The 19,875-nt window shown below is 72.7% G+C and carries 22 protein-coding genes; 9 read left to right on the top strand and 13 right to left on the bottom strand.

Annotated features, from left to right (window positions below):
• Positions 1-22 precede the first annotated feature (22 nt).
• A complete protein-coding gene (locus OIE75_RS24685) occupies positions 23-532 on the top strand; it encodes a hypothetical protein (RefSeq protein WP_329472161.1) in 510 nt (169 codons plus the stop codon).
• Positions 533-561: 29 nt separating this feature from the next.
• Here OIE75_RS24685 and OIE75_RS24680 read toward each other — a convergent pair whose 3' ends face one another.
• Positions 562-1,302 carry a hypothetical protein gene (locus OIE75_RS24680; protein ID WP_307014989.1) on the bottom strand — a complete coding sequence of 247 codons (741 nt, stop codon included), beginning with the start codon at positions 1,300-1,302 and terminating at the stop codon, positions 562-564.
• A gap of 272 nt (positions 1,303-1,574) precedes the next feature.
• Between OIE75_RS24680 and OIE75_RS24675 the strand changes: the two genes are divergently transcribed.
• From OIE75_RS24675 to OIE75_RS24665, 3 genes are read left to right on the top strand one after another with little or no spacing between them, the layout of a single operon-like run.
• Complete coding sequence (locus OIE75_RS24675; RefSeq protein WP_307014988.1) at positions 1,575-2,882, top strand: magnesium transporter MgtE N-terminal domain-containing protein; 1,308 nt, start codon at positions 1,575-1,577, stop codon at positions 2,880-2,882.
• Positions 2,866-3,462, top strand: a complete 597-nt coding sequence (locus tag OIE75_RS24670) for a DUF1003 domain-containing protein (protein ID WP_307014987.1) — start codon at positions 2,866-2,868, stop codon at positions 3,460-3,462. The genes OIE75_RS24675 and OIE75_RS24670 overlap by 17 nt, the downstream gene beginning before the upstream one ends.
• A 44-nt stretch (positions 3,463-3,506) precedes the next feature.
• Positions 3,507-4,640 (top strand): Mrp/NBP35 family ATP-binding protein, encoded by a 1,134-nt coding sequence (locus OIE75_RS24665; protein WP_122616084.1) that lies wholly within the window; start codon positions 3,507-3,509, stop codon positions 4,638-4,640.
• A gap of 72 nt (positions 4,641-4,712) precedes the next feature.
• Here the strand turns inward: OIE75_RS24665 and OIE75_RS24660 are convergent, their stop codons facing one another.
• The 5 genes from OIE75_RS24660 to sigE form a co-directional block, all read right to left on the bottom strand.
• Positions 4,713-5,384, bottom strand: a complete 672-nt coding sequence (locus OIE75_RS24660; RefSeq protein WP_163015780.1) for a hypothetical protein — start codon at positions 5,382-5,384, stop codon at positions 4,713-4,715.
• A 217-nt stretch (positions 5,385-5,601) separates the two neighbouring features.
• Positions 5,602-6,060, bottom strand: a complete 459-nt coding sequence (locus OIE75_RS24655) for a sec-independent translocase (protein WP_307014986.1) — start codon at positions 6,058-6,060, stop codon at positions 5,602-5,604.
• 121 nt (positions 6,061-6,181) lie between these two features.
• Positions 6,182-8,035 carry a S1C family serine protease gene (locus OIE75_RS24650; protein WP_329472160.1) on the bottom strand — a complete coding sequence of 618 codons (1,854 nt, stop codon included), beginning with the start codon at positions 8,033-8,035 and terminating at the stop codon, positions 6,182-6,184.
• 94 nt (positions 8,036-8,129) lie between these two features.
• The gene (locus OIE75_RS24645; RefSeq protein WP_329472159.1) at positions 8,130-9,131 is read right to left on the bottom strand and encodes an anti-sigma factor family protein; all 1,002 of its coding nucleotides are present in this window, start codon (positions 9,129-9,131) and stop codon (positions 8,130-8,132) included.
• Entirely contained in the window at positions 9,128-9,799 is a 672-nt protein-coding gene (gene sigE, locus OIE75_RS24640; RefSeq protein ID WP_122616079.1) for an RNA polymerase sigma factor SigE, read from the bottom strand. Before sigE ends, OIE75_RS24645 begins: the two co-directional genes overlap by 4 nt.
• A gap of 288 nt (positions 9,800-10,087) precedes the next feature.
• Between sigE and OIE75_RS24635 the strand changes: the two genes are divergently transcribed.
• Positions 10,088-10,786, top strand: a complete 699-nt coding sequence (locus tag OIE75_RS24635) for an O-methyltransferase (RefSeq protein ID WP_163015818.1) — start codon at positions 10,088-10,090, stop codon at positions 10,784-10,786.
• Positions 10,787-10,877: 91 nt separating this feature from the next.
• On the opposite strand, the gene OIE75_RS24630 is transcribed toward OIE75_RS24635, so the two are convergent.
• Positions 10,878-11,045: a DUF3117 domain-containing protein gene (locus OIE75_RS24630; RefSeq protein ID WP_003966491.1), complete on the bottom strand. Its 168-nt coding sequence runs from the start codon at positions 11,043-11,045 to the stop codon at positions 10,878-10,880.
• A 349-nt stretch (positions 11,046-11,394) separates the two neighbouring features.
• On the opposite strand from OIE75_RS24630, the gene OIE75_RS24625 reads away from it, so the two are divergent.
• Positions 11,395-12,198: an enoyl-CoA hydratase/isomerase family protein gene (locus OIE75_RS24625; protein WP_329472158.1), complete on the top strand. Its 804-nt coding sequence runs from the start codon at positions 11,395-11,397 to the stop codon at positions 12,196-12,198.
• 93 nt (positions 12,199-12,291) lie between these two features.
• On the opposite strand, the gene OIE75_RS24620 is transcribed toward OIE75_RS24625, so the two are convergent.
• Both OIE75_RS24620 and OIE75_RS24615 read right to left on the bottom strand, forming a co-directional pair.
• Positions 12,292-12,879 (bottom strand): DNA-3-methyladenine glycosylase I, encoded by a 588-nt coding sequence (locus OIE75_RS24620; RefSeq protein WP_307014982.1) that lies wholly within the window; start codon positions 12,877-12,879, stop codon positions 12,292-12,294.
• On the bottom strand, positions 12,876-13,235 hold the full coding sequence (locus tag OIE75_RS24615; protein WP_122616075.1) for a DivIVA domain-containing protein: 360 nt from the start codon (positions 13,233-13,235) through the stop codon (positions 12,876-12,878). The genes OIE75_RS24620 and OIE75_RS24615 overlap by 4 nt, the downstream gene beginning before the upstream one ends.
• Before the next feature lie 128 nt (positions 13,236-13,363).
• On the opposite strand from OIE75_RS24615, the gene folP reads away from it, so the two are divergent.
• Positions 13,364-14,224 (top strand): dihydropteroate synthase, encoded by an 861-nt coding sequence (folP, locus tag OIE75_RS24610; protein WP_307018122.1) that lies wholly within the window; start codon positions 13,364-13,366, stop codon positions 14,222-14,224.
• A gap of 33 nt (positions 14,225-14,257) precedes the next feature.
• Here the strand turns inward: folP and OIE75_RS24605 are convergent, their stop codons facing one another.
• Together OIE75_RS24605 and dapE are read right to left on the bottom strand one after the other, a co-directional pair.
• On the bottom strand, positions 14,258-15,016 hold the full coding sequence (locus tag OIE75_RS24605) for a TIGR00730 family Rossman fold protein (RefSeq protein WP_307014981.1): 759 nt from the start codon (positions 15,014-15,016) through the stop codon (positions 14,258-14,260).
• Between the two features lie 118 nt (positions 15,017-15,134).
• Positions 15,135-16,214, bottom strand: a complete 1,080-nt coding sequence (dapE, locus tag OIE75_RS24600) for a succinyl-diaminopimelate desuccinylase (protein ID WP_125494855.1) — start codon at positions 16,212-16,214, stop codon at positions 15,135-15,137.
• An 84-nt stretch (positions 16,215-16,298) separates the two neighbouring features.
• Between dapE and OIE75_RS24595 the strand changes: the two genes are divergently transcribed.
• Positions 16,299-17,279: a heavy metal transporter gene (locus OIE75_RS24595; RefSeq protein WP_329472157.1), complete on the top strand. Its 981-nt coding sequence runs from the start codon at positions 16,299-16,301 to the stop codon at positions 17,277-17,279.
• 322 nt (positions 17,280-17,601) lie between these two features.
• Positions 17,602-18,048, top strand: coding sequence for an ATP-binding protein (locus tag OIE75_RS24590; protein ID WP_329472156.1), 447 nt, complete (start codon positions 17,602-17,604; stop codon positions 18,046-18,048).
• A gap of 232 nt (positions 18,049-18,280) precedes the next feature.
• On the opposite strand, the gene OIE75_RS24585 is transcribed toward OIE75_RS24590, so the two are convergent.
• The gene (locus OIE75_RS24585) at positions 18,281-19,378 is read right to left on the bottom strand and encodes a bifunctional succinyldiaminopimelate transaminase/glutamate-prephenate aminotransferase (protein ID WP_329472155.1); all 1,098 of its coding nucleotides are present in this window, start codon (positions 19,376-19,378) and stop codon (positions 18,281-18,283) included.
• Between the two features lie 111 nt (positions 19,379-19,489).
• A complete protein-coding gene (gene fdxA, locus OIE75_RS24580; protein ID WP_003973842.1) occupies positions 19,490-19,810 on the bottom strand; it encodes a ferredoxin in 321 nt (106 codons plus the stop codon).
• Positions 19,811-19,875 lie beyond the last annotated feature (65 nt).

Here is a 19,875-nt window from a genome sequence, read left to right as displayed (position 1 = left end):
GGGCGCTGGATAGGCTGACCGCATGACACGCGAGCTGCTCGACCAGGCCCTCGTCGAGGAGGCCACGAAGAAGTCCGGCCTCATCTGGGCCAAGGGCCCCGGGGTGCCCGCCCGGGCGCTGTGGCACGTCTGGCACGAGGGCGCGGCCTGCGTCGTCGGCGACGGGCCCGGTGAGCAGCCGCTGCCGGGGCTGACGGACGGGGCCGCGGCCGAGGTCACGGTGCGCAGCAAGGACAAGGGCGGCCGGCTGGTCACCTGGGCGGCCCGGGTCGTGGAGCTGCCCTCCGGCTCCGAGGCGTGGCAGGCCGCGGTCGGCGACCTCAAGGGCAAGCGCCTCAACGCCCCCGACGGCGAGGCGATGACCGACCGCTGGGCCCGCGAGTGCCGGGTGCTCCGGCTGGAACCGACCGGGACCACGGCCCCGCTGCCCGACGGCGCGCTGTCCGAGCCACCCCAGCCGACGCCGGCGACCACCCGGAACCCGGCACCGGCCGGACTCCCCCGCCTGCTGCTGAAGCGGCGCCGCCGGTAGGGCCGGACAGCTTCCACGGCCGTCCGGCCCTAGGACGACGGGAGCTGTTTGCCGTAGTCCAGGGTGTCGTCCTTCGGGGGCTCCTTGAGTGCGAAGTCCTTGTTCCAGTCCGAGAAGCTCAGCGTGCCCGCGCTGCCCGCCCGCACCAGCCCCAGCGGGTACGGCGCGCCCTCCAGGGAGACGTCGAGCGAGCCGCCGGCGCCGTCGTCGCCGGTGATCCGGATGGTGCGGACACCCGCCTGCTCGTGCCGGCCGTCGGTCTTGACCTCGCCGTGCAGCGTCAGCAGACCCGCGAGGAGGACGTCCTTGTCCGTGAAGCCGCTGAACTTCTTGTACACGGGGTCGCCCTGCGGCACCTTCACGTACTTGCCGGCCAGCTTCTCCGCGGCCTTGGCGTCACCGCCGTCGTGGCTCCAGAACCCGGCGTCGGCCTTGAGGAAGAGCTGCTCCCCGACGCGCAGCAGCCCGAACGTCGTCCCCTCGGCGGCGACCGAGCCGGTGCCTCCGTCGGCCTTCAGCCGCATGTCGAGGCGGTACGTGCTCCCGCCGGCGGCCACGGTGCCGTGCAGGCGTACCGCCTCGGCGGACTGGGCGACCGCGCGGGACTTGGTCTGGATCGTGTCGGCCGGAAGCTTCCCGAGGCCGTTGGTCCCCGCGTCCGGGTCCTCGCCGCCGCATCCCGTCAGCCCCGCGCCCGTCACCGCGGCCAGGGCACACACCACGCCCTTGAGAGCAGCCCTGCGGACACGACGCCGGGGAGTCACAGACACAGGTGGAACTGCCTTTCTGACAGGGGCTGACACGACGCGGACGGACGCCGGTGGCGGGCTGGCCGCCCGGGCGGCGTACCGCAGCGTACCGGGGCCCCGGAGGGCGAACGGAGCCAGTCCGTCCGGACCGGCCGCCGGGGCGCGGCCGATCGGGACGGGCTAGCCTGAAGCCCGTCCGAGCGGGCAATTCGGAAAAGAGACACCAACGAATCAGCCGTCACGCACTCCGAGCCACGCACTCTGAGGCACGCTTACGAAAAGGAGCCGCGGCCATGGCAGCGGGCGCCCCCCGGATCTTCGTCTCCCATCTCTCCGGCATCGCCGTGTTCGACCCGGCGGGCGACCAGGTGGGCCGGGTGCGCGACCTGGTCGTCATGCTCCGGGTCGGCCGCAAACCCCCGCGGGTGCTCGGGCTGGTCGTCGAACTCACCACCCGCCGCCGCATCTTCCTGCCCATGACCCGGGTCACCGGCATCGAGTCCGGCCAGGTCATCACCACCGGGGTGGTCAACGTCCGGCGCTTCGAGCAGCGGCCCACCGAGCGCCTGGTCTTCGGCGAGCTGCTCGACCGGCGGGTCTCGCTCACCGAGACGGGCGAGGAGGTCACCGTGCTCGACCTGTCGGTGCAGCAGTTGCCGGCCCGCCGGGACTGGGAGATCGACAAGGTCTTCGTGCGCAAGGGCAGGAAGGGCGGCGCCTTCCGGCGGGCCAAGGGCGAGACCCTCACCGTCGAGTGGTCCGGCGTCACCGGCTTCTCCGTGGAGGAGCACGGGCAGGGCGCCGAGAACCTCCTCGCCACCTTCGAGCAGCTGCGCCCCGCCGACCTCGCCAACGTCCTGCACCACCTGTCCGCCAAGCGCCGCGCGGAGGTCGCCGCCGCCCTCGACGACGACCGCCTGGCCGACGTACTGGAGGAGCTGCCGGAGGACGACCAGATCGAGATCCTCGGCAAGCTCAAGGAGGAGCGCGCCGCGGACGTGCTGGAGGCGATGGACCCCGACGACGCGGCCGACCTGCTGGGCGAGCTGCCCGAGGCGGACAAGGAACGGCTGCTGAGCCTGATGCAGCCGGACGACGCGGCCGACATGCGGCGCCTGATGGCGTACGAGGAGCACACGGCGGGCGGTCTGATGACCACCGAGCCGATCGTGCTGCGGCCCGACGCGACCGTCGCCGACGCCCTGGCCCGGATCCGCAACCCCGACCTGTCCCCGGCGCACGCCGCCCAGGTCTACGTGTGCCGGCCGCCGGAGGAGACGCCGACCGGCAAGTACCTGGGCACCGTCCACTTCCAGCGCCTGCTGCGCGATCCCCCGTACACCCTGGTCGGGTCGATCCTCGACGACGATCTGCGGCCCCTGGAGCCGGACGCCGCGCTGCCCGTCGTCGCCGGGTTCTTCGCCGCGTACGACATGGTCGCGGCGCCGGTCGTGGACGACTCCGGGTCGCTCCTCGGCGCGGTCACCGTGGACGACGTACTGGATCACATGCTGCCCGAGGACTGGCGGGAGACCGAGTACCACCTCGACGAGCCGGCCGGGGCGGCGAAGGAAGGGAAGGCCGATGGCGCCCGATCGTGAGACGGCGACCCGGGAGCGGGCCGCGTCGGGAGCCACGGCCTCCCGTTCCCGGGCCCGCCTGGACCAGCCCCGCGCGCCGCGCCGCCGCATCCTGCCCGAGTGGGACCCGGAGTCCTTCGGCCGGCTCTCGGAGCGGGTCGCGCGGTTCCTGGGCACCGGGCGGTTCATCGTCTGGATGACGGTCGTCATCATCCTGTGGGTGGTGTGGAACGTGTCCGCGCCGAGCGGGCTGCGGTTCGACGAGTACCCGTTCATCTTCCTGACGCTGATGCTCTCGCTACAGGCTTCCTACGCGGCCCCTCTCATCCTGCTCGCGCAGAACCGGCAGGACGACCGGGACCGGGTCAATCTCGAGCAGGACCGCAAGCAGAACGAGCGGTCGATCGCCGACACCGAGTACCTGACCCGGGAGATCGCGGCACTCCGCATCGGCCTGGGCGAGGTCGCCACCAGGGACTGGATCCGCTCCGAGCTGCAGGATGTGCTCCGGGACCTGGAGGAGCGGCAGAACGGCCACCACCCCGACCGCGGGGTATTCCCGGCGGATCGCCCGCCGGGGCGTGACGTACACGACCGTTGACGGGGCTTACCCTGCCCGGTGTGCGGCGCCGTACCATCGTCACTATGGCTACGGAAGACGCGGTGCGCGAAGCACTGGCGACGGTGAACGACCCCGAGATCAACCGGCCCATCACCGAGCTCGGGATGGTCAAGTCGGTGGAGATCGGTGCGGACGGAGCGGTCGCGGTCGCGGTGTACCTGACCGTCTCCGGCTGCCCCATGCGGGACACCATCACACAGCGGGTGACCGACGCGGTCGCGCGGGTCGAGGGCGTCACGCGCGTCGACGTCGAGCTGGACGTGATGAGCGACGAGCAGCGCAAGGAGCTGGCGAGCGCCCTGCGCGGCGGCCAGACCGAGCGCGAGGTCCCCTTCGCCAAGCCCGGCAGCCTCACCCGGGTCTACGCGGTCGCGTCCGGCAAGGGCGGCGTCGGCAAGTCGTCGGTGACGGTGAACCTGGCGGCGGCGATGGCGGCGGACGGCCTCAAGGTCGGGGTCGTCGACGCCGACATCTACGGCCACTCCGTGCCGCGCATGCTGGGCGCCGACGGGCGCCCCACCCAGGTCGAGAACATGATCATGCCGCCGTCGGCGAACGGCGTGAAGGTCATCTCCATCGGCATGTTCACCCCGGGCAACGCGCCGGTCGTCTGGCGCGGCCCGATGCTGCACCGCGCGCTCCAGCAGTTCCTGGCGGACGTGTACTGGGGCGACCTTGACGTCCTGCTGCTCGACCTGCCGCCCGGCACCGGTGACATCGCGATCTCGGTGGCCCAGCTGGTGCCGAACGCCGAGATCCTGGTCGTGACGACCCCTCAGCAGGCCGCCGCCGAGGTGGCGGAGCGCGCCGGGGCCATCGCCGTGCAGACCCACCAGAAGATCGTCGGCGTGGTCGAGAACATGTCCGGCCTGCCCTGCCCGCACTGCGGCGAGATGGTCGACGTGTTCGGCACGGGCGGCGGCCAGTCGGTCGCCGACGGCCTCACCCGCACCACCGGCGCCTCCGTGCCGGTGCTCGGCGCCATCCCGATCGACGTCCGGCTCCGCGAGGGCGGCGACGAGGGCAGGCCCGTCGTGCTGTCCGACCCTCAGTCCCCGGCGGGCGCGGCCCTGCGCTCGATCGCGGGCAAGCTGGGCGGCCGTCAGCGCGGCCTCTCGGGCCTGTCGCTGGGGATCACGCCGAAGAACAAGTTCTGATCCTCCCCGCGAGGTGACCGGGGCGCTGTCCGGCTGGACGGCGCCCCTCGTCGTGCGTGAACGGCCGCCGGGCTAGGCGTAGGCGGCGATGTCCTTGACCACGGAGAAGGCCAGGCCGTACGCGCTCATGCCCCGGCCGTAGGCGCCGAGGTGCACGCCCTGCTCGGTGGAGCCCGCGAGTACCCAGCCGAACTCGGACTCCCGGTAGTGGAACGGCGTCGGCACGCCGTCCACGGGGAGGGACAGGGTCGTCCAGTCCTCGCCGTCGAGGTCGTCCGCGAGGACCCAGGCCGTCTCCGTCTGCTGCTCCAGCCAGTCGTCGCGCAGCGAGTGGTCCATCTGGCCGGGCCAGGTGAAGGACAGCAGGCCCACGCCGGCGAGCCAGGCCGCCGAGGAGACCGAGGTCGCCTCCAGCAGGCCCGTGCCGTCGGCGCTGCGCCGGTCCGGGTTGGCCGCCACGGTCACGACGACCGCGAACTTCTCCTTGGCGTCCTGCTCCTCGCCCGCGACGTGCTCGTTGCGGACCGACGGTTCGTCGCCGTGCCCGATCGAGCCGTGCTCCACGCTGCCGTCGGCCGCCGTACCGATCTGCATCAGCCGGCGCGGTCCCGTGAACGCCTCGTCGAGGCCGTACCACGGGAAGGGCGCGCTCAGGTAGCCGTCGATCGTCTGCCGGCCGGAGGGGGACTGTGGTCCGCCCTCCGCGGCCGGCGCCTGCGCGACCGCCTGACTCGTCGTCTCCATGTGCCCGGACGCCTCCTCGCTCTCGTCGGACCGGAACGGCCCGCCCCCCTTCGGGCGCACTCGTCCGGTCCGCACAACAACTCGGGAAGCATAGCCACACCACTGGCGGCAGCCGGGAAAGCGCCCGGCGCGTGGGTCGCCCGGAGGTCGCCTCAGGGCCCGGTACGCCCCGTCCGGAGTATGAGACGCGTCACTCGCGGCGCGGCGGCGGGCGGGCTCAGGTGGCGTCGGCGTCGAAGGGCGGGCGGTCCTCGGCGGCGGGCTTCCCGGGCTGCTCGGGTTTCTTCGACATGTCGATACGGCCGCCGCCCGAACCGGACGAGGACGCGGACCCGGACGACGAGGACTCCGTGTCGCGGCTGTGCACCGCGTCGGTGACCTCCGCCATCTCCTTCTTCAGGTCGAAGCCGTTGCGGAGTTCCTTGAGCCCCAGCTCGTCGTTCTCCATCTGCTTGCGGATGAACGTCTTGGGGTTGAGGTCCTCGAACTCGAAGTCCTTGAACTCGGGGCCCAGCTCCTGGCGGATGTCCTGCTTGGCGCTGTCCGAGAACTCCCGGATCTTCCGGATGGTGCGCGTCACGTCCTGGATGACCTTGGGGAGCTTGTCCGGACCGAAGACGAGCACGGCGAGAACAACGAGCGCGACCAGCTCGAGTGGTCCTATGTCATTGAACACCTGAAGCTCCTTGGGATGTCCGGGCCGCCACCACGGTACCCGCCGACCCCGCGTGACCGGTACCGTCCCGTGAGTCCCGAGTGCGTGTATGCGAGCGCTTTCCGAATTGTTTGCCTTCCGCTCAGCCGCCGTCGGAGGAGCCGAGGACCAGGGAGACCTTTGTTTCCTTGCCGCCGCGTTCAAGGGTGAGTTCGAGGCGGTCGCCGGGGCGGTGGGCGCGGGTCTTGACGATCAGTTCCTCGCCGGAGTGGACGCGTTGTCCGTCCACCGCGGTGATCACGTCACCCGGCTTGATGCCGGCCTTGGCGCCCGGACCGCCCTTGGTGACCGCGGATCCGCCGGCGCCGACCCGGGCGCCGTCACCCGTGTAGTTCATGTCGAGGGTGATGCCGATGACCGGGTGGCTGGCCTTGCCGGTGTTGATCAGTTCCTCGGCGACGCGCTTGCCCTGGTTGATGGGGATGGCGAAGCCGAGCCCTATGGAACCGGACTGGCCGCCGTCCGACTCGGCGCTGCCGCCGCCCGCGGAGCGGATGGCGGAGTTGATGCCGATGGCCCGGCCCTGGGAGTCCAGGAGGGGACCGCCGGAGTTGCCCGGGTTGATGGGGGCGTCGGTCTGGAGGGCGTCGACGTACGACACGTCGCTGGCGTCGCCCTCCTCGCCGCCGGCGGTGATGGGGCGCTCCTTGGCGCTGATGATGCCGGAGGTGACCGTGCCCGCGAGGTCGAAGGGGGCGCCGATGGCCACGACGGGGTCGCCGACCCGGACGTTGTCGGAGTTGCCGAGGGGCATGGGGGTGAGGCCGCTGACGCCCTTCACCCTCACCACGGCGAGGTCGTATCCGCTGTCGCGGCCGACGACGGTGGCCTCGGCGGTGTCACCGCTGTTGAAGGTCACCGTTATCTCGCCGCCGTCTCCGGCGGGGTCCACGACGTGGTTGTTGGTCAGGATGTGGCCGCGGTCGTCGAGGACGAAGCCGGTGCCGGTGCCCGCGGCGTCGCTGCCGCTGACGTGCAGGGTCACCACGCTGGGCAGGGCGCGGCCGGCCAGCGCCGCGACGCTGCCGGGCGCCCGCTCGGCGGACTCGGCACCGGCCTGCGGCAGCTCCACGGTGCCCACGCCGCCGTTGCGCTCCAGGTAGACGCCGATGGCGCCGCCCACGGTGCCGGAGATCAGCGCGATGAGCAGCGCTCCGCCGATCAGCGCCTTCCTGATCCCCCTGCGCCGCTCGTCCGGCGCGCCCGGGGGCCTGCCGCTGTGCTGGAGGGGCTCGGGGGCGGGCGACGCGGCCCAGGGGTCGTAGCGGCCCCAGGGGTCGAGCGGGGGCTCGGCGCCCTGCACCGCCGTCGGCTCGGGAGCGTGGCCGGCCGCTCCCACGGGCTCGCCTGCCGGGGCGGGCGCGGGGACGCCGAGGGACGCCGAGGGACGCGTCCCCGCGGGCCGCCGGGCCGGCGGGACCGGGGGCGGGGCGTCGGTCAGCGCCGGGTCGGGGGACGCGCCGGGCGGGGGCGTGGGGAGGGCGTGTGCGGGCGGCGGCGTCGTGCCGTGGGGCATGGGCGGCGCCGGGTCGCGGGTCGCGCCGGGCGGGGGCGTGGGGACGGCGGGCGCAGGGGGCGTCGCCGTGCCGTGGGCCGGGGTCGTCGCCGGGTGCTGGACGGGTGGGGCGGGTGCCCAGGGGCCCGGTTCGCCGTACGGCGGGGTGCTGTACGGGTCGGGGTCGTGGAGGGGCTTCGGGCGCTCGGCGGCCGGCGTGGGCAGGGGGACGTCACCGCCGGGCGCCGGGCGGTCCAGCTCGTAGTCCCCCTCGTCGGCCGCGCGGGGCGGCGCCGGGCGTTCGAGCTCGAAGTCGCCGCCGTCGGTGCGGTCGGGACCCGTACCGCGAGGCCGTTCCAGCTCGAAGTCGCCGTCCGTCGCGTCCTCGGACGAGCGGGGACGAGTCCACCACTTCGCCTTCGTGGGCTTCGCCTCGTTCATGTTCTCCCCCGCAGCTGGCCGCAGATCGTCGGCCCCAAGGGCTCTGGCGCCACCCCGGATTCAATCAGGTTCCGGGCCCGGCGCGCAGAGCCCGTCAGCGGACCGGACGGTGCGAGGACGCCGCCGGGGCCGGAGACACGGCCGGGCCGGGGGCGGGGGCGGCGAACAGGCCGGGCGGCCGGACCTCGGGCGCCGTCGACCAGGACGCGAGCGAGAGCGGCGACACCGCCTCCAGCGGGCGTATCAACGGGGACATCGCGGCGGCACCGGCCGTCACCGGGGCGGTCAGCGCGTGCACGGCCTGCCGACGGGCGTCGGCGGCGGGCAGCCCCGGCACCAGCGGCGCGGAGGCGCTGGTGGGCGCGACGGGGGCGTCGCCGAGCGACCGCTGCGCCTGGGCCTGCCCCAGCAGCGGACCGGCCGTGCGGCGGCGCTGGCTCTCGGACGTGGCGGCCGCTCCCGCGCCTTGAGTCCGGGTCGGCGTCACGTTGCTGCCGTTCCCCGAGCCGCGGGCGTCGGTGGTGATGTCCGGCGTGCCGATGGTGACGCCGCCCAGGGCGATGGCGGCCAGCGAGACCGCGCCGGCGGCGGCGAAGGCGAACCGCAGCCCGCGCGAGCCCGACCGCTCGGACTCCTGGCGGCTGACGTCGTGGATCCGGAAGCCCCGTCCGGGTGCGGACGGTGGCAGGACGGAGGCGTGCGGCCGCAACGGCGCGTAGTCGAACTCGAACCGCTCGCCCCGCTTCGGGCCGAGGGCGCCGGGGCTACCGAGCCTGCCGGGCAGCCCCGTCAGGTCGTCGGCGAAGCCGCCGCCGAACGGCGGCAGGCCGCCACCGTCCCCGTCACCTCCCGCGGGCAGCCCCTGGAGGCGGGCCAGGAAGCTCTCGGAGGGGGCCGGCGGGGCGGCTTCCGCGAAGACGTTCTTCAACCGGCGCTGCGCGTCGACCTCCGTCTTGCACTTCGGGCAGGTCGCCACGTGCGCCAGTACGCGCTCACGCGCGTCATGACCGAGCTCTCCGTCCACCAGGGCGGAGAGTCGGTCTCCCAGATGCTGCTCTGCGAGGTGTCCCTCGGATTCAGGCCGTGACCCACTCACGCGCTCGTGCCCCCTCCTCCCAGTGCGGGAACGCCGGCCGCGAAGGAACGACGCTCGGCGCGCGACTTGGGTGAACGGTGGGCGAGCGCCTTGCGGAGCTGGGAGCGGCCGCGGTGGATGCGCGAGCGGACGGTGCCGAGCTTGACGCCGAGGGTCGCGGCGATCTCCTCGTACGACAGCCCCTCGATGTCGCACAGGACGACCGCGGCACGGAACTCGGGCGCGAGGGTGTCCAGCGCCTGCTGGACGTCCGCGTCGAAGTGGGCGTCGTGGAAGATCTGCTGCGGGGTGGGCTCCTTGCTGGGCAGCCGCTCGGCCGCGTCGTCACCGAGCGCGTCGAAGCGGATGCGCTGCTTGCGGCGCACCATGTCCAGGAAGAGGTTGGTCGTGATGCGGTGCAGCCAGCCCTCGAAGGTGCCCGGCGTGTACGTCGACAGGGACCTGAAGACGCGGACGAAGACCTCCTGGGTCAGGTCCTCGGCGTCGTGCTGGTTGCCGGTGAGGCGATAGGCGAGGCGGTAGACCCGGCCGCTGTGGGTGCTGACGATCTCCTCCCAGGTGGGCGGAGTCCACGCCTGCCCGTCCGCGTCGCTGGTGAAGGTCGCGGTCTGCGCGGGTCCCGTGGCGGGACCGGCGGCGTGGCTGTGGTCAGCAGCGGTGTCGTTCACGGATTTCGGCCTGCCTGCCGATCCGAGGAAGCGCCGCAGCACTCCGCCCCGATCCGCGGGTGCGGCCGCACCTCCCCTGTCGGCTCTGGTGGTGTCCAGTGGAGCCCCTACCATAGCCACCTCGCCCGTTAGCTCCGGATAAGCGGTTTTACGAGAATTTGATCTGCGCCGGCCCGGCTCGTACGGCTGCGTCAGCAGTTGGTCGACGCCCTGGTCCATCCGCCGCCCCCGTCCCTGTCCCCGGCCGCTCGATCGTCTCTTTGCTCCCCCCTTTAAACGACCGGTCCCATCTGCGGGTTCCCGACGCCAACGGATACAGTCACGCCGAGGCTTCAACGGGGACAGGAGAGGGTCATTACCGGCAACCGGCAGACGAGCTGGGCGTTCTCCGACGCCTATGTCGCCGAGGACGACGCGCTGCTCTGGGCACGTGACCGGGCCCGCGAGGCGGGTCTGCGCTCGGTGACCCCGGGCACGGGTTCGGCCCTGGGGCTGCTCGCCGCCGCCGTGGACGCGAAGGCGGTCGCGGAGATCGGCACCGGCTGCGGCGTCTCCGGGATCCACCTGCTGCACGGGATGCGACCGGACGGCGTGCTGACCACGGTCGACCCCGAGCCGGAGCACCAGCAGTTCGCCCGCCAGGCCTTCCGCGCCGCGGGCTTCGCCAGCAACCGGGCCCGGTTCATTCCCGGGCGCGCCCTGGACGTGCTGCCCCGGCTCGCGGACTCCGGCTATGACCTCGTCTTCTGCGACGGCGACCGCCTGGAGTACCTGGACTACCTCGCTGAATCGTTGCGCCTGCTGCGCCCCGGGGGCCTCGTCGCGTTCGAGGGCGTCTTCGGCGCCGGCCGGACGATCGACTCCGGACCGCAGCCCACCGAGGTGCTGCGGCTGCGGGAGGTCCTGCGCGCGGTGCGCGAGAGCCAGGAGCTGGTGCCGTCGCTGCTGCCGGTCGGCGACGGGCTGCTCTGCGCCGTGAAGCGCTGAGCGGAACACCTGGGGCGACACCTGAGACGAACAGTCGCCCCGGCACCACGTGCGGCACCGGGGCGACTGAACGGGTATGGTCGCTCGCGCGTCAGCCGACGACCTTCTTGAGGGCGTCGCCGAGCGCGTCGGCCTCATCGGGGGTCAGCTCGACGACGAGCCGCCCGCCGCCTTCGAGCGGAACGCGCATGACGATGCCCCGCCCCTCCTTGGTCACCTCGAGCGGGCCATCGCCCGTCCGCGGCTTCATGGCCGCCATGCTCGTTCCCCTTCCTGATACCAGCTCACCGTCACCGCCGACGGCCCGTGAGGGCACGCGCAGTCCGGCCCGGACGCGCGACACCGGCATCGAACACATTGCTTCCCGGCCATTATCCCGCATCCCAGGACCCGATGACCAACATCGGTCGGCATCGCTTGGGCAACGCGCGCGAGCAAAACCACTCAATTCGGGGATGTGACTGCGATACTGCGCGCCCTCACCCACTTCCACCGAATGGATACGGACCGGAATTCTTTGACGCAGGTCACATCTCCGCGGCCCCGCGCCGGCGGCGATCTCCGTCATGCTGTTGCCCGACACTCGCGACGAAGCGGAGGGGAATTCCATGGCCGACACCGTGCTCTACGAGGTGAGCGACGGGCTCGCGACGATCACGCTGAACCGCCCCGAGGCGATGAACGCGCTGAACATCGAGACCAAGGTCGCGCTCCGGGACGCGGTGCGCTCCGCGGCGGTGGACGGCGGGGTACGGGCGGTGCTGCTGACGGCCGCCGGCGACCGGGCGTTCTGCGTCGGCCAGGACCTCAAGGAGCACATCGGTCTGCTGGCCGCCGACCGGGAGGCGGGCTCGGGCGAGACCATGAGCACGGTGCGCGAGCACTACAACCCGATCGTGCGGGCGCTCGCGGACGCCGAGAAGCCGGTGGTCGCCGCCGTGAACGGCGTGGCGGCCGGGGCGGGCCTCGGCTTCGCACTGGCGGCGGACTACCGGATCGTCGCGGACACCGCCGCCTTCAACACGTCCTTCGCCGGGGTCGCGCTCACCGCGGACTCGGGGATCTCCTGGACGCTGCCGCGTGTCGTCGGCCCCGGGCGCGCCGCCGATCTGCTGCTCTTCCCGCGCAGCATCCCCGCCCAGGAGGCGTACGAGCTGGGCATCGCCACCCGGGTCGTGCCCGCCGCCGAGCTGCGCGCCGAGGCCGAACGGACGGCGCGGGCGCTGGCCGAGGGGCCGACGGTGGCGTACGCGGCGCTGAAGGAGGCGATGGCGTACGGGCTGACGCACTCGCTCGCCGAGACGCTGGAGAAGGAGGACGAGCTGCAGTCGCGGGCGGGTTCCTCCGAGGACCATGCGATCGCGGTGCGGGCGTTTGTCGAGAAGCGGAAGCCTCGCTATTTGGGCAGGTGAGCTCGGGACCTGAGCGCCGTCGGAGGGTGCGGGTGCGTCGTGGTTGATCGCGCCCACGCGGCGGAGCCGCACATCGATACAGCCCCGCGCCCCTTATGGGGCGTTTCTTGCGGCGCATGTCTCCAAGTGGTCGTTGACCAGGCCGCACGCCTGCATGAGGGCGTATGCCGTCGTGGGGCCCACGAAACGCAGGCCCCGCTTCTTCAGAGCCTTGGACAGTGCCGTGGACTCGGGAGTGATGGCGGGGACGTCGGCGAGGGTCTTCGGGGCGGGGCGGGCCGCCGGGTCGGGGGCGTGGGACCAGATCAGCTCGTCCAGCTCGCCCGGCGCCCAGTCGGCGAGCACGCGCGCGTTGGCGAGGGTCGCGTCGATCTTGGCGCGGTTGCGGATGATGCCCTCGTCGGCGAGGAGCCGCTCGCGGTCCTCGTCGGTGAAGGCGGCCACGTCGGCGATGGCGAAGCCGGCGAAGGCGGCCCGGAAGCCGGCGCGGCGGCGCAGGATGGTGATCCAGGACAGGCCGGACTGGAAGGCCTCCAGGCTGAGCCGCTCGTACAGGGCGCCGTCCCCGTGGACCGCCCGGCCCCACTCCTCGTCGTGGTACGTCACGTAGTCCGCGGTGGACAGGGCCCAGGGGCAGCGCAGCGCGCCGTCCGGGCCGGCCACGGCCTCGCCGGTGCTCACTGCTGCTCCTCCGGGGCCGGCTTGTCCATCACCACGTGCTGGTGGGCGGCGGCGGCCCGGGCACCGGCCAGGGCGGACTCCAGGTCGGCGATGCGGGAGTCGCGCTCGGCCAGCTCGGCGCCGAGGCGGGCGAGGGCGTCGTCGACGTCCGTCATGCGGTAGCCGCGGAGGACGAGCGGGAAGCGGAGCCGTTCCACGTCCGGGCGGCCCACCGGGCGGTCGGGGGGCAGGGAGTCCCGGAGCCGTTCGGGGTCGGCGTCGGGCAGCGGCCCGCTGTCGCCGCCGCTCACCACGGCCAGCGTCACTCCGGCCACCACGACGACCAGCGCGATGACGAGGAACAGGAACATGACCATCGCTGAGGCCCCCACGGTCGGATCGGTTGGGTCGGGTCGGTTGTGTCGGGTCAGATCGTGCCATGCGAGTCTGACAGCCAACGGCACTGGGACGAGAGAACGGTATGGACGAGGAGATGTCACAGGGGATGCTCAGGCTGGGCAGGCGTGTATTCGCGGCGCACGAGCCGGTGATCATGGCGATCGTGAACCGGACCCCGGACTCCTTCTACGACCAGGGGGCCACGTTCCTCGACGAGCCCGCTCTCGCGCGCGTGGAGCGGGCGGTGGCCGAGGGGGCCGCGATCATCGACATCGGCGGGGTGAAGGCCGGGCCCGGCGACGAGGTGTCGGCCGAGGAGGAGGCGCGGCGGACGGTGGGGTTCGTCGCGGAGGTGCGGCGGCGGTTCCCGGACGTCGTGATCAGCGTGGACACCTGGCGGCACGAGGTCGGCGAGGCCGTGTGCGAGGTGGGGGCGGACCTGCTGAACGACGCGTGGGGCGGGGTCGACCCGAAGCTGGCGGAGGTCGCCGCGCGGTACGGGGTGGGGCTGGTGTGCACGCACGCCGGGGGCGCTGAGCCGCGGACGCGGCCGCACCGGGTGACGTACGACGACGTCGTGGCCGACATCTTGCGGGTGACGCTGGGGCTGGCCGAGCGGGCGGTGGCGCTGGGGGTGCCGCGGGAGTCGGTGCTGATCGATCCCGGGCACGACTTCGGGAAGAACACCCGGCACAGTCTGGAGGCGACGCGGCGGCTCGGGGAGATGGTGGAGACGGGGTGGCCGGTGCTGGTGTCCCTGTCGAACAAGGACTTCGTCGGGGAGACCCTGGACCGGCCGGTGAAGGAGCGCGTGCTCGGGACGCTGGCGACCACGGCGGTCTCGGCGTGGCTGGGCGCGCGGGTGTACCGGGTGCACGAGGTGGAGGAGACCCGGCAGGTCCTGGACATGGTGGCGACGATCGCGGGCCACCGGGAGCCGGCGGTGGCGCGGCGAGGGCTGGCGTAAGGGCGGGAGCCGGAGCCCCCGCCCGGCCGGAAGCTAGCGGCCCGCCTCCTTGGAGACCAGGGCGACCGCCTCGTCCACGTCGTCCGTGACGTGGAAGAGGAGGAGGTCCTTCTCGGCGGCCTTGCCCTGGGCCACCAGGGTGCCCCGGAGCCAGTCGACCAGGCCGCCCCAGTAGTCGGAGCCGAAGAGCACGATGGGGAAGCGGGTGACCTTCTGGGTCTGCACCAGCGTGAGGGCCTCGAAGAGTTCGTCGAGGGTGCCGAGGCCGCCGGGCAGGACCACGAAGCCCTGCGCGTACTTCACGAACATCATCTTGCGGACGAAGAAGTAGCGGAAGTTCAGGCCGATGTCGACGTAGGGGTTGAGCCCCTGCTCGAAGGGCAGCTCGATGCCGAGGCCGACCGAGATGCCCTCCGCCTCCAGGGCGCCCTTGTTGGCCGCCTCCATGGCGCCGGGCCCACCGCCGGTGATGACCGCGAAGCCCGCCTCGACCAGGCCGCGGCCCAGCCGGACACCGGCGTCGTACTCCGGCGAGTCGACCGGCGTGCGGGCGGAGCCGAAGACGCTGATCGCGGGGGGCAGTTCGGCGAGCGTGCCGAAGCCCTCGATGAACTCCGACTGGATGCGCAGGACCCGCCAGGGGTCGGTGTGCACCCAGTCCGTCGGAGCGCGCTCGTCCAGCAGGCGCTGGTCCGTGGTGCTCTTCTGGACCTGACCCCGCCGCCGGAGGACAGGGCCCAGGCGCTGCTCCTCCGGTGGCCGCTTCTTGCCCTCGGGGTTGCCAGTAGCCATGCGCGCTCCCTCCAGTTGCAGGTTCTTCCACCTCAGCGTAGATCTACGCGGGTTACGTACGAGGGACCTCAGCATGTCCGCCACGCGCCGGGGTAAACCCCTTTCCGGCGCGCGTGGATCAAGCCGTCAGCCAGGACCGCAGGCGCTCCTCGCCCGCGAGGACCTTCGCGACCTCGACCCGCTCGTCCCGCTTGTGCGCCAGGTGCGGGTTGCCCGGGCCGTAGTTCACCGCCGGTACGCCGAGCGCCGAGAAGCGGGACACGTCGGTCCAGCCGTACTTGGGCTGCGGAGTGCCGCCCACCGCCTCGATGAAGGCGGCCGCGGCCGGGTGGGAGAGGCCGGGCAGGGCCGCGCCGCTGTGGTCGTCGACCACGAACTCGGCCACCCCGCAGTCCGCGAAGACCTCGCGCACGTGCGCGAGGGCGTCCTCGGGGCTGCGGTCGGGGGCGTAGCGGAAGTTGACCGTGACCACGCACTCGTCGGGGATGACGTTGCCGGCGACTCCGCCCGTGATGCCGACCGCGTTCAGTCCCTCGCGGTACTCCAGGCCGTCGATCACCGGGTAGCGGGGCTCGTAGGCGGCCAGGCGGGCGAGGATCGGGGCGGCCGCGTGGATCGCGTTGGAGCCCATCCAGCTCCGTGCCGAGTGCGCCCGCTCCCCCGACGTCCTGAGCAGCACCCGCAGGGTGCCCTGGCAGCCGCCCTCCACCTGCCCGTCGGACGGTTCGAGGAGCACCGCGAAGTCGCCCTCCAGCCACTCGGGGTGCGCCTCGGCGACGTGCTTCAGGCCGTTCAGGTCGGCGGCGACCTCTTCGTTGTCGTAGAAGACGAAGGTCAGGTCGCGGTTGGGGGCCGGGACGGTGGCCGCGATGCGCAGTTGCACCGCGACGCCGGCCTTCATGTCGCAGGTGCCGCAGCCCCACAGGACGCCGTCCTCGTCGAGCCGGGACGGCACGTTGTCCGCGATGGGGACGGTGTCGATGTGGCCGGCCAGGATCACGCGCTCCGCGCGGCCCAGGTCCGTCCGCGCGACGACGTTGTTGCCGTACCGCTCGACCGTCAGGTGCGGCAGGCTGCGCAGGGCGCTCTCGACCGCGTCCGCCAGCGGCTTCTCGGTGCCGCTCTCGGAGGGGAAGTCGACGAGCCGCGCGGTAAGCTCGGCGGCGTCCAGCGTGAGGTCAAGCGGGGTGTCGGCCATGGCTCCGACCCTAACGCCCCCGCCCTTTCGGGCACTGTGCGTACCCGGCGTACACCGGACCCTACCCTCCAGTACCTTGTACGCGTGCTTCAGCCCTCCCCGTCGCCCAAGCGCCGTGGCCGCCTCGTCCGTTCCGGCGCGGCCGCCATGGCCCTGTTCGCCGTCGCCGGTTATCTGGCGGTGCAGTACGTCACCGGGGGCGCGGGCGCTCCCGGCTGCAAGGTGGTCTCCGGCGGGAGCGAGGGGACGACGTACGAGTTCACGCCGGAGCAGGCGGTGAACGCGGCGACGATCACCGCCGTGGGCACCGCGCGCAAGCTGCCGGAGCGGGCGGTGACGATAGCGCTGGCGACCGCGCTGCAGGAGTCCACGCTGCGCAACCTCGACCACGGCGACCGGGACTCGCTCGGCCTGTTCCAGCAGCGCCCCTCGCAGGGCTGGGGCACGCCGGAGAAGATCATGGACCCGGCGTACTCGGCGGGCCTGTTCTACGACCACCTGGTCGAGATCCCCGGCTACCAGGACCTCGAACTGACCGACGCCGCCCAGCGCGTGCAGCGCAGCGCCTTCCCCGACGCGTACGCCAAGCACGAGCCGGACGCCACGCTGCTCGCGGCCGCCCTGACCGGACGGTCCGCGGCGACCCTGACCTGCGACGGACGCCCCGGCGCGACGCGGGAGAAGGGGCCGGACGCGGTACGCGCGGCGCTGGTGCGGGACTTCGGGCGCGCGGTGTTCCAGCCGGCCGGCGCGACGGCGGGCGACGCCTCGGCGGAACCGGCCGCGGCGTCCCCCGACGGTGACGGCGCCGACGAGCGGACCGTGACGCTGCCCGTGACCGCCGACGCCGCCTCGGACGACGGTGAGGACCTGCGGCAGCGCGGCTGGCAGTTGGCGCACTGGGCGGTGGCCAACGCCTCCTCGCTGCACGTCGAGCGGGTCTCGTACGCGGGCCGGGAGTGGACCGCGGGCAACACCGACAGCAAGTGGGCCCCGTCGGGCACCCGCGGCGCCCAGGGCGCGGAGCGGGCGGCGGGCGCGGTGCGCATCACGTCCATGCGGTAACGGTCACCCGTACGATCCGTCACTCCCGCGGGTGACGCGCGCGGGCCTCGGGTCGGGCGGAGCACGCCTTTTCGCGTGGTCACCCCCCAACGTTCCGCAGCTCGGGAAAATCAAGGGCTGTAAGGATTCGGCAGTCCTTCCGACCGGAGCCCTTTTGCCCGTTTTTCTGTGCACCCGATAATGCGACACATTGCCAACTCTTTACGCTGTGCCGCCGCAACCTTCGCCGCCTTCGAGCGGTAGTCACTGCGTCCGAGCCCGGTGGTTCACCCGCCGGGATCGGTTCGGTACCTCACCAGTTGACTTCCGTCGAAGGAGCATCATGTCCCTCCCCCTGACCCGCCGGATCGCCCGTGCCGCGCTGCTCGTCGCTGCGGGAGCGGCCGCCGGGGTCGGTGCGGCCGGCTCCGCCAGCGCGGCTCCCGAAGTGCCCGCCACCCCGAACCTCGGGGGACTGACCGCCCTGGACGGCGCGAACGTCGGCACCACCGTGGACTCCGCCGCCCAGAGCCTGACCGCGACCGCGGGCGACACCGGCAGCAAGGCCGTCAAGAAGGCCACCGTCAAGAAGGCCGCGCCCAAGGCCGGCAAGACTGGTGGCTCGGTCGTCAAGAAGGCCACCCCGGCCGCGCAGGGCGCCGCCGGGCAGGTGGCGGGTCTCACCGGGGACATCGTCGGTGACACGGCGCGGACCGCCACGAAGGGCGGGCTGCCGACGGACGCGCTGGGCAAGGGCGGGCTGCCGGTGCAGGGTCTGCCGATCGGCTAGCGCCGGGCTTGTACGGCGCCGGGGCCCAGGGTCTTCCTTCCTGGGTCCCGGCGTTTTTTCGTGCCTACGTCGGTGCGGTGGGCGTGTGTTGGCCGTGGCCCGGCGTCGGTGGCTGTGCCCACCCGTTCCGCCCTGCGGAACGACTGCCCGGCGTCGGTGGCTGTGCCCACCCGTTCCGCCCTGCGGAACGACTGCCCACAGCCGGGCCGCCGGGCCGAGAGCCCGACAGGCGTCAGGACTTCAGGCGGTCTGTCGCTGCCCGGACGCGTTCGTCCGTGGCCGTCAGGGCCACCCGGACGAAGTGGTCGCCCGCGGGGCCGTAGAAGTCGCCGGGGGCCACCAGGATGCCGCGTTCGGCCAGGTGGGCGACCGTGTCCCAGCAGGACTCGTCGCGGGTGGCCCAGAGGTAGAGGCTGGCCTCGCTGTGCTCGATGCGGAAGCCGTGGCCGAGCAGTGCCTCGCGCAGCGCCGTGCGGCGGGCCGCGTACCGCTCACGCTGGACGCGCACGTGCTCGTCGTCACCGAGGGCCGCCACCACGGCCGCCTGCGTCGGCGCCGAGGTCATCATGCCGCCGTGCTTGCGGATCTCCAGCAGCGGGCCCAGGACGGCCGGGTCGCCGGCCAGGAAGGCCGCGCGGTAGCCGGCGAGGTTGGAGCGCTTGGAGAGCGAGTGCACGGCCACCAGGCCGTCGTAGGAGCCGCCGTTGACGTCCGGGTGCAGCACGGAGACCGGGTCGGCCTCCCAGCCCAGCTCCAGGTAGCACTCGTCGGAGACCACGAGGACGCCGTGCTCGCGGGCCCAGGCCACGATCCGGGCCAGCTCCGCCTTCGGCAGCACCCTGCCGGTCGGGTTCGACGGCGAGTTGAGCCACAGCAGCCTGAGCCCCGCCGGGTCCAGGTCGGTCGGGTCGTCGTACGCCTCGTACTCCGCGCGGGCCAGGCGCGCGCCGACCTCGTAGGTCGGGTAGGCCAGGCGGGGGAAGGCCACCCGGTCGCCGGGGCCGAGGCCCAGCTGGGTCGGGAGCCAGGCGACGAGTTCCTTGGAGCCGACGATGGGGAGCACGTGGCGGTGGGTGACGTCGCGGGCGCCGAGGCGGCGCTCCACCCAGCCGGTGATCGCGTCGCGCAGCGCCGGGGTACCCCAGACGGTCGGGTAGCCCGGAGAGTCCGCCGCGTGGGTCAGGGCCTTCTGGATCAGCTCGGGGACCGGGTCGACCGGCGTGCCGACGGAGAGGTCGACGATGCCGTCGGAGTGGGCCGCGGCCGTCTTCTTGTACGGCTCCAGCTTGTCCCAGGGGAAGGTGGGAAGCCGGTCGGAGACTGCGGACACGATGCTGGCTCTCTTTCGTCTTCGTCCTGCGGCAAACGCCTCGGTCCCGTACCGCGCCGATCGGAACGATCAGGCCGTACGGGACCGAGGCGGCGCTGGTACGGGCCGCTCTTACTGGTTCTGCGGCGGCAGCGCGGCGACGAAGGGGTGATCGCGCTCGATCAGACCCAGCTTGCTGGCGCCGCCCGGCGAACCGAGCTCGTCGAAGAACTCGACGTTCGCCTTGTAGTAGTCCTTCCACTCCTCCGGAGTGTCGTCTTCGTAGAAGATCGCCTCGACCGGGCAGACCGGCTCACAGGCACCACAGTCGACGCATTCGTCCGGGTGGATGTACAAGGACCGCTGGCCCTCGTAGATGCAGTCGACCGGGCACTCCTCGATGCACGCCTTGTCCTTCACGTCGACACAAGGCTGCGCGATGACGTAGGTCACGCTGTCGTTCCTCCTCGATAGGGCGCTGGCGGGCCTCCTCAGGCTCCGCCGCCTGGCGCGCGGGA

The sequence above is a fragment of the Streptomyces sp. NBC_01723 genome, assembly GCF_036246005.1.
Lineage (GTDB): Bacteria > Actinomycetota > Actinomycetes > Streptomycetales > Streptomycetaceae > Streptomyces.
This window is presented reverse-complemented; position numbering and strand designations above follow the sequence as displayed.